Origin of the sequence: Streptococcus sp. LYSM12 (genome assembly GCF_004569635.1) — a bacterium.
GTDB lineage: Bacteria > Bacillota > Bacilli > Lactobacillales > Streptococcaceae > Streptococcus.
In genome coordinates, this window is record NZ_SPOZ01000004.1 from 106,849 (window position 1) to 123,961 (window position 17,113).

At 40.6% G+C, this 17,113-nt stretch carries 12 protein-coding genes and 6 tRNA genes; 3 read left to right on the forward strand and 15 right to left on the reverse strand.

What is annotated here, in order from left to right:
* Positions 1–354: 354 nt before the first annotated feature.
* Entirely contained in the window at positions 355–2,736 is a 2,382-nt protein-coding gene (gene pbp1b, locus E4T79_RS02220) for a penicillin-binding protein PBP1B (protein ID WP_135027194.1), read from the reverse strand.
* Between the two features lie 124 nt (positions 2,737–2,860).
* On the opposite strand from pbp1b, the gene tyrS reads away from it, so the two are divergent.
* On the forward strand, positions 2,861–4,120 hold the full coding sequence (gene tyrS / locus E4T79_RS02225; protein ID WP_135027196.1) for a tyrosine--tRNA ligase: 1,260 nt from the start codon (positions 2,861–2,863) through the stop codon (positions 4,118–4,120).
* Between the two features lie 354 nt (positions 4,121–4,474).
* Here the strand turns inward: tyrS and E4T79_RS11425 are convergent, their stop codons facing one another.
* Positions 4,475–4,600 carry a hypothetical protein gene (locus E4T79_RS11425; RefSeq protein WP_256957938.1) on the reverse strand — a complete coding sequence of 42 codons (126 nt, stop codon included), beginning with the start codon at positions 4,598–4,600 and terminating at the stop codon, positions 4,475–4,477.
* Positions 4,601–5,143: 543 nt separating this feature from the next.
* On the opposite strand from E4T79_RS11425, the gene E4T79_RS02230 reads away from it, so the two are divergent.
* Positions 5,144–5,533 (forward strand): HIT family protein, encoded by a 390-nt coding sequence (locus E4T79_RS02230; protein WP_135027198.1) that lies wholly within the window; start codon positions 5,144–5,146, stop codon positions 5,531–5,533.
* 271 nt (positions 5,534–5,804) lie between these two features.
* Here E4T79_RS02230 and E4T79_RS02235 read toward each other — a convergent pair whose 3' ends face one another.
* From E4T79_RS02235 to E4T79_RS02255, 5 genes are all read right to left on the reverse strand, one after another.
* The gene (locus tag E4T79_RS02235; RefSeq protein ID WP_135027200.1) at positions 5,805–6,251 is read right to left on the reverse strand and encodes a CopY/TcrY family copper transport repressor; all 447 of its coding nucleotides are present in this window, start codon (positions 6,249–6,251) and stop codon (positions 5,805–5,807) included.
* Positions 6,252–6,399: 148 nt separating this feature from the next.
* Positions 6,400–7,908, reverse strand: coding sequence for a zinc ABC transporter substrate-binding protein AdcA (locus tag E4T79_RS02240; RefSeq protein WP_135027202.1), 1,509 nt, complete (start codon positions 7,906–7,908; stop codon positions 6,400–6,402).
* A gap of 8 nt (positions 7,909–7,916) precedes the next feature.
* A complete protein-coding gene (locus tag E4T79_RS02245) occupies positions 7,917–8,738 on the reverse strand; it encodes a metal ABC transporter permease (RefSeq protein ID WP_135027204.1) in 822 nt (273 codons plus the stop codon).
* Entirely contained in the window at positions 8,731–9,435 is a 705-nt protein-coding gene (locus E4T79_RS02250; protein WP_135027206.1) for a metal ABC transporter ATP-binding protein, read from the reverse strand. The genes E4T79_RS02245 and E4T79_RS02250 overlap by 8 nt, the downstream gene beginning before the upstream one ends.
* On the reverse strand, positions 9,432–9,881 hold the full coding sequence (locus E4T79_RS02255) for a zinc-dependent MarR family transcriptional regulator (RefSeq protein WP_135027208.1): 450 nt from the start codon (positions 9,879–9,881) through the stop codon (positions 9,432–9,434). Before E4T79_RS02255 ends, E4T79_RS02250 begins: the two co-directional genes overlap by 4 nt.
* Before the next feature lie 275 nt (positions 9,882–10,156).
* Between E4T79_RS02255 and E4T79_RS02260 the strand changes: the two genes are divergently transcribed.
* Positions 10,157–10,438, forward strand: a complete 282-nt coding sequence (locus tag E4T79_RS02260; protein WP_135027210.1) for a hypothetical protein — start codon at positions 10,157–10,159, stop codon at positions 10,436–10,438.
* Between the two features lie 901 nt (positions 10,439–11,339).
* Here E4T79_RS02260 and E4T79_RS02270 read toward each other — a convergent pair.
* The 8 genes from E4T79_RS02270 to E4T79_RS02305 all read right to left on the reverse strand — a co-directional run bounded on the left by E4T79_RS02270 (position 11,340) and on the right by E4T79_RS02305 (position 17,061).
* Positions 11,340–15,200 (reverse strand): Cna B-type domain-containing protein, encoded by a 3,861-nt coding sequence (locus tag E4T79_RS02270; protein WP_135027217.1) that lies wholly within the window; start codon positions 15,198–15,200, stop codon positions 11,340–11,342.
* A 549-nt stretch (positions 15,201–15,749) separates the two neighbouring features.
* The gene (locus E4T79_RS02275) at positions 15,750–16,343 is read right to left on the reverse strand and encodes a recombinase family protein (protein WP_194183761.1); all 594 of its coding nucleotides are present in this window, start codon (positions 16,341–16,343) and stop codon (positions 15,750–15,752) included.
* 208 nt (positions 16,344–16,551) lie between these two features.
* Positions 16,552–16,635: transfer RNA gene (locus tag E4T79_RS02280), tRNA-Leu, on the reverse strand.
* A gap of 13 nt (positions 16,636–16,648) precedes the next feature.
* Positions 16,649–16,720 (reverse strand) — tRNA-Gln (locus tag E4T79_RS02285).
* 10 nt (positions 16,721–16,730) lie between these two features.
* A tRNA-His gene (locus tag E4T79_RS02290) sits at positions 16,731–16,803 on the reverse strand.
* An 11-nt stretch (positions 16,804–16,814) separates the two neighbouring features.
* A tRNA-Trp gene (locus E4T79_RS02295) sits at positions 16,815–16,885 on the reverse strand.
* A gap of 7 nt (positions 16,886–16,892) precedes the next feature.
* A tRNA-Tyr gene (locus tag E4T79_RS02300) sits at positions 16,893–16,973 on the reverse strand.
* Positions 16,974–16,988: 15 nt separating this feature from the next.
* Positions 16,989–17,061, reverse strand: a tRNA-Phe gene (locus tag E4T79_RS02305).
* Between the last annotated feature and the right edge of the window lie 52 nt (positions 17,062–17,113).

Genomic DNA, 17,113 nt, shown 5'->3' on the forward strand with positions numbered 1-17,113 from the left:
GATTGATGTATCTTAAAGCGATTTTAAACTGGTATAGTCATTTAGTTTGCTTTTAGTACTCGGCAAAGAGCTGCAAGCTGTACTAGAGTATGGCAAAGCGAGTGAACGAAGTAATAAAAGATAAACGAAATGACTATACATGCTATTGAGTCTACGAAACTAATTAGAGGCTATACAATGAAGTGAGCCAGTTGAGAGTACAAACATTCTCCACAAATAGCTGGGGCTTATGCTATCAAATAACAAAATGGTCAAAAAAGAGAGGGGCATCCTTGGTAGGGTACAAGGCTACTTAAGAAGAAGTCCCAAACTAGAAAAACGGAGGCGAACTGCCTCCGTTTCTATTCTGTCAGATTAACGATTAGACTCACCGCTTGAAGACGGTTTTGTGTTAGAAGATGATGAATTTCTACTCGACGAAGATTTTGGTTCTGATTTCGGAGGCGCAGGAGGAATCAAGGTATTCCACGCTTTGGCATAATCTTCCTCTGTTCCACCAATCATAAACCGATAATCCGTGACAGGCGCTCCATTCTTCGCCCAATAACTCGTCGTCTGGGTCCCTCCTAGCGCAGTTGATACACCGTTTATCTGAACAGTTCCAGGTCGTGTGCCAGTAGCAGCTAAAACGCTTGAGGCAATCACGCTGCTATCCAACTGGAAACGTGCCTCAAATAAGTCTGGGCGCACCTCGTAGATGGCGCTCGTCAGGTAGGCAGCATAGGCGGCATTGTTGTTGTAACCCGTTAGAAATTCCATGCTGGTATTATCATCATGACCAGCCCAGGTTCCTAAGGTAATCTGTGGCGTAGCCAACATGAGCCACACATCGGCGGTATCATTACTCGTCCCTGTTTTCCCAACCAGATCACTAGCCGCCGCTTGAGGATTTATAGCCGCTAGACGTCCCGAGAAGGTAGACGTTTCTCCAGACGCCAAGGCTTGCCTCAGGAGCATCATCACGATACTAGAAGTCGCTTTAGAATAGACTTGTACAGGTTTTGCTTGATGTTGATAAATCACTGTTCCGTCATGAGCAGTAATTTTCTCTACAATATAGTTTTCATTGTAGACGCCACCATTTGCAAGCGTTTGATAAGCGTTTGTATTCGCAACAACCGTCGTCTCAACCCCACCTCCTAATGGGAGACTTTCAATATCATACAACTCAATCGTGTAGTTCATTTTATCCATGTAGGATTTGACATCTACACCTGCATTTTGCAGCATTTTGTAGGTCCAAAAAGCTGGGATATTCGCTGAAGCATTCAAGGCACCTTGTAAGGTCATCATCCCCGTCCCCCTGCTCTCTCCATGCATAATCGGTGTTCCGTCAGAAAAAGTTGTCGGATAGTTGGACAGGACGCTGGCAGAGCCTAGTAGCCCCTGGTCAATAGCAACCCCATAAGCTAGGAATGGCTTAATGGTAGATCCTGGGGAGCGCTTCGTATTGAGGGCATGATTATTCTGATTGGAACGATAATCTCGACCACCCACAAATCCTAGAATAGCCCCGGTTCGATTGTCCAGAAGAACGCTCCCTGTCTCAACGAGCCCCCCACCACTATCAAGTACTTCGCCATAATTTGCTACGACAGACTGCATGGCACTGTAAATATTTTTATTGACTGTACTGGTAATGGTGTAACCACCTTGACTGATATTCTGTTTTGCCAATTCCTTATAGGCTTTGACTGTCTCATCATTTTTCAAATCTTGAGCAGTTACTTGGTCTCTCTTGATGAGGTAACGATATATGATATCCTCTGCTTCTGACAAGACCGCATAATACAAGTAATCCTTGCTATCTTCTAAAATTGGAGCTGGGGCAACAAAATCTTTTTTAATATCATAGGCGAGATAAGTTTCATAATCCTCTTTGTTAATATAACCCGAGCGGTACATGTTGTACAAGACATCTCTTGACCGCTCAATGCCATAAGACATATCCTCTTCAGATTTAAACCTACCGCCCGCTGTATAAGGTGAATAAACGATTGGACTTTGAGGCAAGCCAGCAATAAAAGCTGCTTGCGGCACGGTTAACTCTTTTGCTGATTTGCCAAAGATTCCACGTGACGCTTCCTCAATTCCAGCAATGTTGCGCCCTTGATTGTTGCGTCCAAAAGGTGAAACATTGAGATAGGTCGTTAAAATTTCTTCCTTACTCATCGCACGCTCAAGCGCAAGAGCCGAAATGATTTCATTTGCTTTTCGACTAAAGGTCGGTGCATCTCCGACAATTTGCTGCTTAATCAACTGCTGGGTCAAGGTCGAACCACCACTTGATGAACCGATACCAGCCGAACCAAGCGCCGCACGTAAAACTGCTTTAGGAACGACACCATTATGGCTTGCAAACGTCACATCTTCTGTTGCAATGACCGCATGTTTAACATTATCAGAAATCGCATCACTGCCCACAGGTGCCCGCAATAAATCAGAACTAATCTCTGAGACGAGACTGCCATCTGCATACACAACTTTAGAAATCCGACTAACCTCGGTCACTTGCTTGACTAATTCTGTGGGGTTCGGTACAGTTACACTATCAAAAAGACTAGCAACATATCCCAGTCCAAGACCTGCTCCTAATACCCCAAACAAAAAAATGACAATAGCTCCAAAATCTACTAATAGTTTTAAGCTTCTCAAAGCGATACCAACTATATCATTGATTGTCAAAGAAACATTTTCCTTTGCTTCTCCCCTTTTTTTAGGTAATTTAGTCGTCATAGATAACTCCTTATCTCCCCTATTCTATCATATTTTTTATGTTTTGACGAAAATTTCCTGCACGATTTTCCCTAAAATATGATACAATGGAAGCTGATAAAAAACTTAAACAAGGAGAAGAGACATGCACATTTTTGATGAGCTAAAAGAACGTGGTTTGATCTTTCAAACTACAGATGAAGATGCTTTGCGAAAAGCCCTAGAAGAAGGGCAAGTCTCTTATTATTCTGGCTACGATCCAACCGCTGATAGTTTGCACTTAGGACATTTGGTCCCAATCCTCGTCTGCCGTCACTTGCAATTAGCCGGGCATAAGCCATATCCACTTGTAGGAGGGGCAACTGGCTTAATTGGAGATCCATCTTTCAAAGATGCAGAACGTAGCTTACAAACAAAAGATACCGTTAAACACTGGGTTAAACGTATCCAAACTCAACTGGAGCGTTTCCTTGATTTCGAAAACGGTGACAACAAGGCTGTCATGACCAATAACTACGATTGGTTTGATAACATCAGCTTTATTGATTTCTTACGCGATGTCGGAAAATACTTTACCATCAACTACATGATGAGCAAGGAATCTGTTAAAAAACGGATTGAAACAGGCATTTCTTATACAGAATTTGCCTACCAAATCATGCAAGGATTTGACTTCTACGAGCTCAATCGCTTGTATGATGTTACCCTTCAAATCGGAGGTAGTGACCAGTGGGGCAATATGACTGCTGGAACCGAGTTGCTCCGTCGAAAGGCCGATAAGACCGGGCACGTCATCACTGTTCCCCTTATTACCGACGCAACCGGTAAAAAATTCGGAAAATCTGAAGGAAACGCGATTTGGCTCAATCCTGACAAGACATCTCCCTATGAAATGTACCAATTCTGGATGAATATCATGGATGCAGATGCGATTCGTTTCTTGAAAATTTTCACTTTCCTACCACTCGATGAAATCGAAGAAATCCGTCACCAATTTGAAGCAGCACCACATGAACGCTTGGCGCAGAAAATCCTTGCCCGCGAGGTCGTGACCTTGGTTCACGGTGAAGTAGCTTATCAAGAGGCGCTCAACATCACCGAACAACTCTTTGCAGGAAACATCAAAAATCTTTCTGTCAAAGAACTAAAACAAGGACTTCGTGGCGTACCAAACTACACGGTAACAGCCGATGATAACCTCAATATCACTGAGCTTCTTGTCACCGCAGGTGTGGTCAACTCAAAACGCCAAGCCCGTGAAGATCTCCAAAACGGAGCCATCTACATCAATGGCAGCCGCGTGCAAGACCTTGACTACATCCTAACAGACGCAGATAAACTCGAAAACGAATTGACGGTTATCCGACGTGGGAAGAAAAAATACTTTGTGCTGACATTTAACTAACTTTAAAACAAGCACCTAATATAGTCTTTTAGTTTGCTTTTAGTACTAGGCAACGAGCTGCAGGCTGTACTAGAGTACGGCAAAGTGAGTTAACGAAGTAATAAAAGATAAACGAAACGACTATAACGGAATGGTCGTTATCCTGCAGCCTACACCTAGAAACTAAAAAGCGAACAAGATAACATTTCTGAACAACAGAAAATGAACCTTGTTCGCTTTTTCATTTCTAGGCTCACACTTTCGACAGCCTATTCCCAGACTATTTGACACGAGGCTACCCGTTTTAACTCGAACCTAGGATGTAAAAAAGAAACAAACGACTTCCGTGGAGGTAACAGATTTTTGTTCCACCCTCTACTTTTTTCTTTCTTTCTCCTTTGCATGTTTATTTTTCGCTTTTACAACTAACTGGGCTACTACAATACAAGAAATCATCGGTAAAACGTTTAAAAATAGCTCAAAACAATCTTCTAACATCATTATTCCCTAATACTTAAAAATTTCGAATTAAAATATGTACCTATCATTTCATCATGAATGTTAACATATTGAATTCTTATAATAACCCCTTTATTCCATCCCCCCGGTTGCAATCCCGCGTTCACTTCACTATTAGCATATACTACATTAGCCCCCAACTATCATAGCTGGTACGCATGTTCCAAACAAAGACAAAGCAAGTAAACAGGCAGAGATACTCTTTTTAAATTTCATAACGTCATCTTTTCTTTCGTATCTAAAAAATAAAACAAAGTTATGACTTACTGATAGCTTGGTTTATCAAAAAAACTCCTTTCTAACAAACTACCTCAATGTTCTTACATCTTTATTGTAAAGCATATATTAAAAAAAACAAGTCTGTTTTTTAATATATATTTATGTTATAATGGAGGAGTTGTTACTTCTAAATAGACCAACTCTTTTTTATATCCAAATTTTTGTTCCATTCAATCATTCTTTACTACCCATTCTTTCCTTCTGACACTCTCTTCTCCCCCTCCACCCAAAAAAGGATAATATACTATGCACTGTATCTTTTGCCACGACCTTTCACTAGAAAATATCTTCTACCAGACGGAGCATTTCAAGCTGGTTTGGGACATTGACCCCATTCAGACAGGACACCTATTGATCATCAGCAAGGAACACTTCACTAGCCTTTCTGAACTGCCTCTACCACTCCTCCACGAACTAGCAGAGTTGGAACAAACAATCACCAGACTCATGGAAGACAGTCTTCCAATTGACGGTGTAACCCTTGCACGAAATGATAAGGATTTGATGGATACAGGTACACATTTTCATTCCCATCTCATTCCAAGGAAACAGAATGACGGTTTTTGGGAGCAGATAACAGTTGATAAGCACTCTCTCCCACTCGAAGCCTTTCTCAAACAGTTAAAACATACTTAAACATAAAAGCCATAGAACCAACAATCCTGTTGTTCTATGGCTTTTTTATAGTCGTTTAGTTTATTTTTAGTACTAGGCAACGAGTCGCAGGTAGTACTGGAGTACAGCAAGACGAGTTAACGAAGTAATAAAAATATAAACTAAATGACTATATCCTACCCATTCACACCGTATCCGCAATGCTTACCTTACTTCTGCTTCGCTTGACGTCAACTTAAAACAATTCATGAGATGCCTGATACAAGACACGATAATTGTTGCGTTTAATAGTTTATATACTACTTTTTCCCCTCATGATGTGACAAGTACATTGACCTGCCAAACAAGAGCATTGTAGACTGTGAGGCGCATTTGGCAACTGATTTGCTATCTGTGTAGCCAATACCTGCAAATCAGAACGCGAAAACTGCCCCATTTCTAATAATTGTCCGACTAACTCTCCATTCTTGGTAGAACACATGGTATCCAGCAAGTTCTGAAGCTGTATCTGCACGTGCTCCCTTTCTTCTACCAAAGGATAATAGCGATATTGACTCCCCTCCTTTTTCATTTCCAGGTAGGCTTTTTTTCGCAAGCGACCTAAGAGCGTTTTTATCGTTGTAGCCTGCCAATCAACCCCCTCTTGTAAAGCAGTAATAATCTGACTAGATGTGCGACCAGGGCATGCCCAAATCACGCGCATTACCTGCCACTCCGCAGCGGATATCATCTGCTCCATAGCAGCACCTCCTTTCTTCTAAAGTTTACGATTGTAGTCGATTTTTGTCAACTATTCCTACTCAACAGCTTTTATCCCTTTCCACTAGTCGCCTTATGCCCCAACTGAAAAGGTTGGAACTTGATGTTCCAACCTTCTCTATATCATATCAATGCGCCAACATTTCTTGACCGATTTCAAGACCAGTTAAACTATCTGGATAGTAGGTTGGCCAATTCTCTAGCTCATCAAATAACCTCTCCTGACTTTCACCACCAAAGAAGATATGGAAATGACCTGTTTTCGTTGGAGCAATATTATGGTCACTAAACTGTACATACTTGAAACGTCCTGCATTAGTATCCGTTGCTTCAAACAAGAAGCGTACCCCACGATTGCCTTTCTTGTACGTCAAAATTTGATAGCCGACATACTTGTAGGTATGCTTTTCTGCTTGACCATTGACTACAAACTCCATCGCATCATTGGTAATGTGAATCTGCTCCACATCAGTCTTATAGCCCTTGTCATAGTAAGTCTTGTATTCTTCAGCTGTCATTTGACCACTTAATTTAGCCTTATAATCAAAGACCTGATCCAAGGTGCCGTCTAACAAGTAAGGATAGACCGACTGCCATTTGCCTGCATAATCAGATAAGGTACGATCTTTGACTGCACTATCGTCAAAATAGCCTGCATAAACTGTCTTAGATGTTCTTGCTCCTTCTTCCGGCAAAATGTCTGAGCCAGCTTGACTCGTGGTTTTTTCCAAAGCTTTCAGATTATCTTTCATCACCGAAATATAATCTGCCCCCTTGTTCACTGCCTCATCTGTCAGACTTTCTAGTGGATTCAAGACAGCCAGTTCCACACCCGTTTCTTTTGACAAGGTCTCAGCTACTGCTTTTGAAGCATTTTCTTCGAAATAAATATACTTGATACCATATTGTTTGATATACTTAGTTAACTCTGCCAAACGAGAAGGTGTTGGCTCCTGATCCGCAGATACCCCTGTAATCGATATTTGCTTCAAGCCATAATCCAAGGCTAGATAAGCAAAAGCCGTATGTTGAGTCACAAAGTATTTTTGCTTTGCACTAGACAAAATGGTTTGATACTCTGCATGCAGGGCTTCTAACTTCTCAATATAAGCAGCTGAATTTTTTTCAAATACCTCTTTTTTCTCTGGATATTTAGCGACCAAGCCGTCACGGATTGCCTCCACCAAGGAAATCGCACGCACTGGCGATAGCCAAACATGGGGGTCGTAATCATGGTGATGCCCTTCCTCACTATGTTCGTGTTTCTCCTCTTCTTTGTCGTTTGGTAAGAGCAACATACCCTCTGTCGCCTTGATGACCTCAACTTTCTTGTCATCAACAGATGTTAAAACATCTGCTACCCAGGTTTCCATATTTTCATTTTCATAGACAAAGACATCTGCCTCTTGAATTTCTGTAATATTTTTAGCCGAAGGATCAAAATCATGGGGTTCTGTCCCTGCTTTCACAAGAAGAGAAACATCCGCTTCTGTCCCCACCACTTGCTTGGTAAATTCATAGACTGGATAAAAGGTCGTGACAATCTGAATCTCTTTCTTTTTCGATGCTACTTGTGAACCACAAGCCACTAGCAAAAAGACGCTAAGTCCCATTAGACATGTTAAAATTTTTTTCATGTTTTCTCCTATTTTTTAAATTTATAGAGCAAATTGACCAATAAAAAGATACCAATAAAAATCAACGTAATACTTGCACTCGCTGGCGTTTCTGCATAATAAGATAGAAACAAACCAGAAAGCATTCCAACAAAGCCAATCACCATCCCAATGGCAATCACCATTTTAAAACTCTTTCCCAAACGAAGCGCAATTGATGCAGGCAAAACCATAATCGTTGACACCAATAAGGCTCCTGCTGCTGGAATCATAAGCGCAATCGCTACTCCTGTCACTATATTAAAGGAAACAGACATCGCACGAACAGGCAAGCCATCCACAAAAGCTGTATCCTCATCAAAGGTTAAAATATACATGGGGCGTAAAAAGAGAAAGGTCAAGGCTAGCACGACTGCTGCAATCGCAAATAGGGCAATTACTTGCTCAGAGCTAATCGTTACTATTGAACCAAATAAATACTGCTCTAAGCTCAAGCTACTCTTACCACCCAAGCGACTCATAACAATCAAGGATACCGCTAAACCAGTCGACATGAGAATAGCTGTCCCAATCTCCATAAAACTCTTATATAAAACCCGCAGGTATTCCAAAAAGATTGCCGCAACAATGACTACTATCATGGTAGAGATTGTCGGTGAAACCCCCAGCACAAGTCCAAAAGCAACACCGGCCAAGGATACGTGGCTGAGTGTATCACTCATCAAACTTTGCCGCCGTAGAATGAGAAAAATTCCCAATATCGGCGAAACTAAACTCATGGCAATAATTGCTAGAAAAGCCCGTTGCATAAATTCATAATGGAAAATAGAGAAATCAAGTACGCTAAGCATGCGTCACCTCCTCATCCCTATCATGAACATTGAAACAACGCCAAGGAGATGCTTGGTCTCTCACCAAATAAATATTTCGATCAGCATAATCACGTAATTCATCCGCATCATGCGTAATCATTAGAATGGACTTACCATGCTTTCTCGCACTATGGTGCATCAACTCATAAAAAGCAAGCTTTGTTCCACTATCCATTCCCGTAGTTGGCTCATCCAAAATAAAAATATCAGGATCTGAAGCAAACATGCGAGCAATCACCGCCCGCTGTTTCTGACCACCACTCAAGGAGCCTAACCGCTTATCTTTATGCTCCCACATCCCAACAGACTCTAAACTTGTCCGAATGTGCTCCTCATCATGGCTCGTCAACCTACGAAACCAACCCTGACGCGGATAGCGTCCAGACTTCACAAATTCATAGACTGTACTAGGAAAGCCAGCATTAAAACTCGCAATCTGTTGAGGTAAATAAGCCATTCGCAGCTTTTTCTGACTAATACTCGTCTCTGAAATGATTACCTTGCCGTTCTTGGGTTTTAGAATTCCCAATGTCGCCTTAATCAAGGTAGTCTTTGCTGCCCCATTTTCGCCTGTCAGAGTCACAAATTCCCCACTATCCAAATGATAGTAAATATGCTCTAACACAGGCTCTTGATCATATACAAACGATAGATCCTCTACAGTAATATATCTCATCCTTCTTTCCGAACTTTCTTTACTAGATCTGTCAAAAAACGACTAATAACCACTTGCTCATCTTCCGAATAATTTTCAATTAATTCCTTATAAGAAGCAAGCGTATAGGCATGGTGATGGGCATGCTCATCAGCAACCGGCTTTGCTAATTCTGTCAAACTATAACGAATTATCCGCGCGTCACGACTATCCTTAACCGCTACAAGTAAATCTTGTGCAATCAAAGCCTTAATTGCTTTAGTAATCGCTGCCTGACTCACATTTAGTTGCTTTGCAATTTCCTTATTTGTAAAGGCATTGTTTTCAATCAGCATTAAAATATGTTCTTGAGTATTGGTCAAGCGCATCTCACTCTGACAGTTCCCCACCAAAATCTCCAACTGATTCTCTGAGCTCAGTATAATCTCCTGCAAACTCCGATCAATCTGATGAGCTAATTGTTCCATTTCCTGCACCATTCCTTAATCACTTAATTAACTAGTTAATTATAACACAAAAATAGATAAAATCAAGTGTTTTCTCTACATACTTTTTGTTTTATATTGTAAAATCGTGAAAAAGCGAGTATACTGAGTGTAAAAAAGAGAGGACAAATGTGATAAGACAATTTTTATACAGGTCATAGACATGCCAAAAGCTGTGCAAATGAAGAGGAAAACTCAATAATAGCAAGTATATTCAGCGTTGCTAAAAATTATTATATTATTAAGGAGGGAAGAACATGACAATTAAGGAAAAATTCGATCTGATAGATCCTAACAAGAATATCGTCAGTAAATGGATACTGAAATTCATTCTAGCCCTTACACTATTAGAAATCATTAGCTGTCTGATAAGTATGATTATCTCATCCCAAAATACGCTATTGTTAGCCATAGCTACTGCATGTACTCTTGTCTGCTATGCTGTTGTTCTTATGGCAGCTCAAATTATCTTAATCTTTAAATATCGATCTATATTAGGAAAAGAGTTTATTAAATCATTCTTATTTGGTTTCCAATAACGATGTTTCCTAATAATGAACAAGTGCTTACTCATTCTACACTGAGAGTAAGGAGTTGGTTATGACAATCAAAGAAAAATTCGATCTGAGATAGATCCTACTAAGAATAAGAGCAGTAAATGGATATTAAGATTCATTTTAGGTGTCACTATTAGGCTTATTTAGTAGTCTCATTAATTTCATCATATCACCAAATAGTCTATCTTAATCCTTTTTACTGTCTGTAGTTTTGTCTGCTATGCTGTTGTCTTCCTAATAACTAAAATTAGTTTAATCGTTAAATATAGACATGTATTGGGGAAAGAGTTTATTAAAAAATATGCGCTCCCTATGCTTTTTGGTCCTGATTTACGAATCTGCCAATGTTTCCCAATCAACTAGGAAATCATTATCTGTTTTGCCATGACGGCGAGGCTGATTTTAAGAAAATCACAACTATGTCCCAATTCAAGCACCAAAATAACCATCTTGAATATCACAAATGAGCCTGTAATCTCCAATACGATAACGTCACTCGTTAACATGATTAACGATGAAGCCTTGGGCGTTGGCGTGTGAGGATATCCATCCCCTCTAGATGCTTCGAAAAGTACTCTGTGAATTTGCTTACCTCGTTTCTAAATCTGTTTTGAACCCTTTTAGAATATTCTATACGATACATATTAGTACTTTCCCTTGGCTTAAAAAACCAGAGCATCAAAAAAGCCCTTAGAAACCAATAGTTCTAAGGGCTTTAACTTCAGTCTGATATCGATAAATCAGCCTTTTTTTAATATAAACTATACCGGCGGCCGATATTTTAGTGTTTTAAGTTAGAAGAATACTGTTCATTTCAAAGCAGTTGAACAATCTAAACTACTTAAAAAGTAGTTGTTGCTTCAAGAGGAATCACCTTCTACATTTACTTACGTTGCTTCATTAAGTAGATACCAACACCGACTAATAAGCTCAAACCAATCACAATCAGTCCCAGGCTTGTGGTACTGTTGGTAGCTGGTAAAGCTCTCTTAGTGGTTGATTTATCGAGCTGCGTGCCAGGCGGTGTCTCTTTCGGAACATAACTATTTGTAATCAAGGTTCCATCAATCTGTGTGGTATACCCTGGCACCGCATCTTCCTGAACCGTATACTGAATGACTTGCCCATTCTGATACTGGTCTAGCCCCTCAAAGCTATAGTTCCATCCCGTAGCTTCAGAGGCAGTCGCTGTCTTTCCTGTATCTACACCGTTCGCAAATAAGTGCACGGTAATACTACTTGGGCGGATACCATCTTGGTCATTGCCGTCATTCCATATCTTAGAACCCTTGAGACTGATTTTCTTTGGAGTATAACTATTGGTAACCGTATAGCTGTGGCCATTCGCTACAATTGTAGAGGTATACTCTTTCGTAACAATCTCTTCTACACTGTAGGTAATCTCATTTCCATTGGCGTATTTAGGAAGCTCTTTTGATGTGAATGACCACTGCCCCTTTTCATCTGGTGTGACAGTGATGCGTTCTACTTCAGTACCTTGACCATCTTTCACAACTATGATGATGCTCGTTGGGCGTTTGCCATCTTGATTATTAACATCATCCCACACCTTGGTTCCAGTCAAGCGAATCATCTCAGGAGTTCGAGAATTGGTGATCACTTGTCCCTCTACTTTTGCAAGGTAGCCTGTTTCTGCCAACAGCGCCATGGTCGCATCATCTTCACGGACAGAGTAGCTAATTTCTTGACCTTTTTCAAACTGCGGAAGATTGGTAAAGCTACCTACCCACGTATCAGTATCTGTCTGGTTTTCAGCAGTGAGGGTTAGTGTTTTTCCTGTGACAGCAACTGGCTCACTGCCTGCTACAGACTTGTAAAGCGAAACAGTAATAGAGGTTGGACGTTTGCCATCTTGGTTCCCATTATCTGCCCACTTCTTCGTAATTCGGTAGTTGATTTCTTTTGGTCTATAGCTATTAATGATGGTGAAGCCCTCGATAATCGTGCGATACTCTACTACCGCCTCTTCTTCTACCGTATAGCGGATCAGTTGACCCTTGGCGTATTTCGGCCTGTTGCTAAAAGTAGTATTCCAGTTCCCATCTATGTCTGCCTGAATTGTTTGACTGTCTACCCGCTCACCATTTGCAAGAAGATAGACGGTAATTTCGCTAGGACGTTTCCCATCTTGGTTATCGCCGTCTTCCCATTTCTTCTGAACAGTCACATCGATCATTTCTGGCGAATAACTATTTGTAAGATAATAACCATCAACTGTTGTATGATAACTCGGTACCGCTTCTTCACTAATCGTGTAAGCAACTAACTTTCCAGCCTCATATTTCACCAGATTCTTAAAACTATAAGTCCAGTTGTCTGTAGCCGTTACTATCTTACTAGCTACTTTTTGACCGTTAGCAAGAAGATGAACGGTAATCGCATCTGGACGCTTACCATCTTGGTTGTCTGCATCATCCCAGGTCTTAGTACCTGATACTTCCGTTACTTCTGGAGAATAAGTATTGATAAGATTATACCCATCTACAGTCTTCGTATAGCCTTCTGGCAGTTCTTCATCAACCGTATAGGTGATGGCTTGGCCATTTTCAAACTGTGGGAGATTTGAAAAGCTGTAGTTCCAATCGTCTTTGGACGAAATCTCTTTCGTTGTAACTTCTGTCGTTTGTCCCTCTACTGTTTTGAGGAGTTTCACGTTTAACTTTTCGGGACGCTTGCCATCTTGGTTGTCTGCATCATCCCAGGTCTTAGTACCTGATACTTCCGTTACTTCTGGAGAATAAGTATTGATAAGATTATACCCATCTACAGTCTTCGTATAGCCTTCTGGCAGTTCTTCATCAACCGTATAGATGATGGCTTGGCCATTTTCAAACTGTGGGAGATTTGAAAAGCTGTAGTTCCAATCATCTTTGGACGAAATCTCTTTCGTTGTAACTTCTGTCGTTTGTCCCCCTACTGTTTTGAGGAGTTTCACGTTTAACTTTTCTGGACGCTTGCCATCTTGGTTGTCTGCATCATCCCAGGTTTTCTTCCCAGAAACTTCTGTCGTAGCGGGAGGGTAGGTATTGGTGATGATGAACCCACTTGCCATATCACCGGTCACCTTGGATTGATAACCTTCTGGAACTTCCAATTCTTTCAGAGAATACATAATTTCTGTCCCCTGATCAGTGTACTTATTTAGATTTTCAAAGGTTGCTTTCCACTTGTTTTCTGAATTAAGTATCAGGGTCTTTCCCGCCACTTCCTGGCCATTGGCAAGTAATTGAACTGTGATAGAGTCTGGACGTTTGCCATCTTGGTTATTCGCATCTTCCCATGCCTTACTTACTGAAATAGAGATTTTTTCTTTCGTGTTCTTAACAGTTCGAATAACACCATCTTTTCCTACTGTCACTTCAATCGGTGTTTTATCTAGCACGTAACCTTTGGGCGCCTTAACCTCAACAATGGTAAATTTCCCCTTAGCTACTTCCTCAGCTGTGTAGACTTTAGATTGAGCAACACCGCCTTTTTCAATCTTAACAATCTCTTTCTGTCCACTTGGTGAAGTAATTTCAAATTCTACTCCATTCAACAAGACTGCTGTTTCAGCGTCTTGTTTGTAAAGGGTGATACGGTAACCAGTCTCTAATTGGATAGAGCCTCCTGTTGTGATTTTGGTAGAACGTGCAACACGATGGACAGTATTTTGTCTTTCCGTACTAGTAGTTAAATCCGTCTCCCCACCTTTCATGGATAACTCATTGATAACATCTGTTCCATTTGCAGGCGAGGTCGTTGAGTAATAAACATTGTACGCAGCAACCTTTCCGTTTGCTGCCATCCTTGAAGCAGTATTCAACAATTTTAATGTATAACTAGTATACGCACTGTTATATTCGATTGTGTAATCTTTTCCTTCCTCCAGCACCGTTGAACCTGTCAAATTCAAGGTAGAATTAAAATTGCCTGCCAAAACCTTGACCTTCTCAGGAATAAACTGCATTGGTGCGGAATCATCAGGAATGACATCTTTTAGAGTAATCAAGTCATAACTGGACTGATTCGTATTGACCCGTAATACCCAGTTATGGATATACTCACCGCTTTTATTTAATTTCAGAGAGTCCCAATGCTCTTTCTGCATTACACCACCGATTTTAACAAAATTTTCTTTTTTAATCCCTTCTGTATAATCAGGTGTCGTTTGTTCTTTCACAGAAATAGAATGAGTAATGGTTTTACTCGTCTCTGTAGATGGGTAGATTATCGTTTTACCATCAACTACTTGGCTCACTTTAAAATCAGTATAAAAGGTTCCTTTTACTCCTTGGATTTGACTACCACCTTTCTTTTTTAGGTATTCCTGCAAATCCTTGAGAGTAATTCTCACTGTACCACCTTGTCCTTCCCCGTTTGAAGTCACAACAGCTGTTCCAACAACCACACCTGTTTCCTTATCCTTCAAATCAAAGCTCGTATTGTCAACGGTTATTGGTTCTGGTATTGTAAATGTAAAGTAATCACCATCTGCTAGATTCCCGTCGTACTTTGATAAATCAAAACTTGACTCAAATCGATAGGCCACATTTTTTGTTAGTCGGTAAGATCCTGAGCTATCAACTGTGAGATGCTTTCCATTATTCACATCCCATAAGTTAATATCTGTTAGTACATTTTGCAATTCTTTCGCTTGAACGGTCGTCGTACTCGCTCCAATACCTAGTAGCGTAACAAATACGGCTAAAAATATGACTAACCACTTTCTAAGCTTATTCATTTTTTCTCCTCTCTCCATACATCGTTCGTTTTATTTTTCGCCACATAATTCTTTTTCATGGGGAAGAATGCCTCCAGTAGCGTCGACTACAAAATACTGTTCGTTTATCGAGAACACCTGCTGTCGTCACCACACAGCGTCCTCATTTTTTGCACGTAAATGTCCGACTTTCATAAAAATTAATTCGTTTTTCCACGACTACTTTCCCTCCCTTTAATTAGCACTTCCTCTCTGGTATGTGTTTCATGAACACTGGATAAACAACACCTCTTTTCTAAGTACAGCTGAACCTCTTGAATCTGTCTCCTATTTAGTAATGATACCATTTCAAAAGCTAGGAATTTTGAAACGAATGTGTTATAATCTCTTAAGGAATTACGTGTGTCAGTACAAAGTGTATATTCCTTAAGTTAGTGAGTTATTCTAATCTTGAAAATCGTTTACTAGTTCTTAACTTGTAGAAAAAGTAGAACAAAATAAAAGGTCTCAAAATGCCTAGCTTTTGAGACCTTTTATTGTAAATTTTTTGTATCTTTTTCACTATATTGCCTATTCAACTTTATTTTTTAACCAGCGATAGAGCGTTGCTCTTGAAATATTGAGTTGGTTGGCCACTTCTTGAGCTGTCATCTCTCGACGTCTCCAACGTTCTATGATTTCAGGAAACTCTTTCGGACAAGTCTTGTTCGGCCTACCAAATCTCACCCCTTTCTTTTTTGCCTCCACAATCCCTTCCAGCTGTCTTTGCTTAATATTTTCTCTTTCCACTTGTGCCACATAGGATAAAACCTGTAAACAGATATCCGAAATAAACTTTCCTGTAATTGTATCGATTTTCAGATTAGTATTGAGTAAGGGAAAGTCTAGGACCATAATATCGACTCCTTTCTCCTTGACGAGATAATTCCATTGTTTGATGATTTCATCGTAATTGCGCCCTAGGCGGTCAATCGACTTAATGACTAACTCATCTCCCGACATGAGTCGCTCCACCATTTTCTTATAGGCTGCACGATTGAAATTCTTTCCCGAGGACCTATCAATATACAAATACCTCTCCTCAATACCTTCTGACAACATGGCAGATAATTGCCGTTCAATGTTTTGTTCCCGAGTAGAGACTCGGATATAACCGTATTTCATCATCATTCCTCCTATTTTCTAATCCTATATAAAAATAAAATAGGATAACTAGAACAAAATATTCTTACTTTGTTAATATTATTGTTGGCTCCAGTTAAAAACATTCAGTTACGCAAGGAAAAAAATGACTAACAACAAAGGAATTCAGAGAGGTCAAAGAATAGCAAAAAACCCCTGATACATAAGGGTTTTACTCTACTTCAAACTATACCGGCGGCCGGGGTCGAACCGGCACGTCCTTGCGGACACTGGATTTTGAGTCCAGCGCGTCTGCCAATTCCGCCACGCCGGCTAGTATATGATAACTGGGGTAGCTGGATTCGAACCAACGCATGAGGGAGTCAAAGTCCCTTGCCTTACCGCTTGGCTATACCCCAATAATAAATAGGCGAGTGATGGGAATCGAACCCACGAATGTCAGAGCCACAATCTGATGTGTTAACCACTTCACCACACCCGCCATATTACTAACACGGGCAGTAGGAATTGAACCCACACTGAAGGTTTTGGAGACCTTAGTTCTACCTTTAAACTATGCCCGTAAAGGTATGGAAGGGGAGGGATTCGAACCCCCGAACCCGAAGGAGCGGATTTACAGTCCGCCGCGTTTAGCCTCTTCGCTACCCTTCCAAAATATTAAAATAATGGCGCGAGACGGAATCGAACCGCCGACACATGGAGCTTCAATCCATTGCTCTACCAACTGAGCTACCGAGCCAAATCCACAATCAAATTGCGGGAGCAGGATTTGAACCTACGACCTTCGGGTT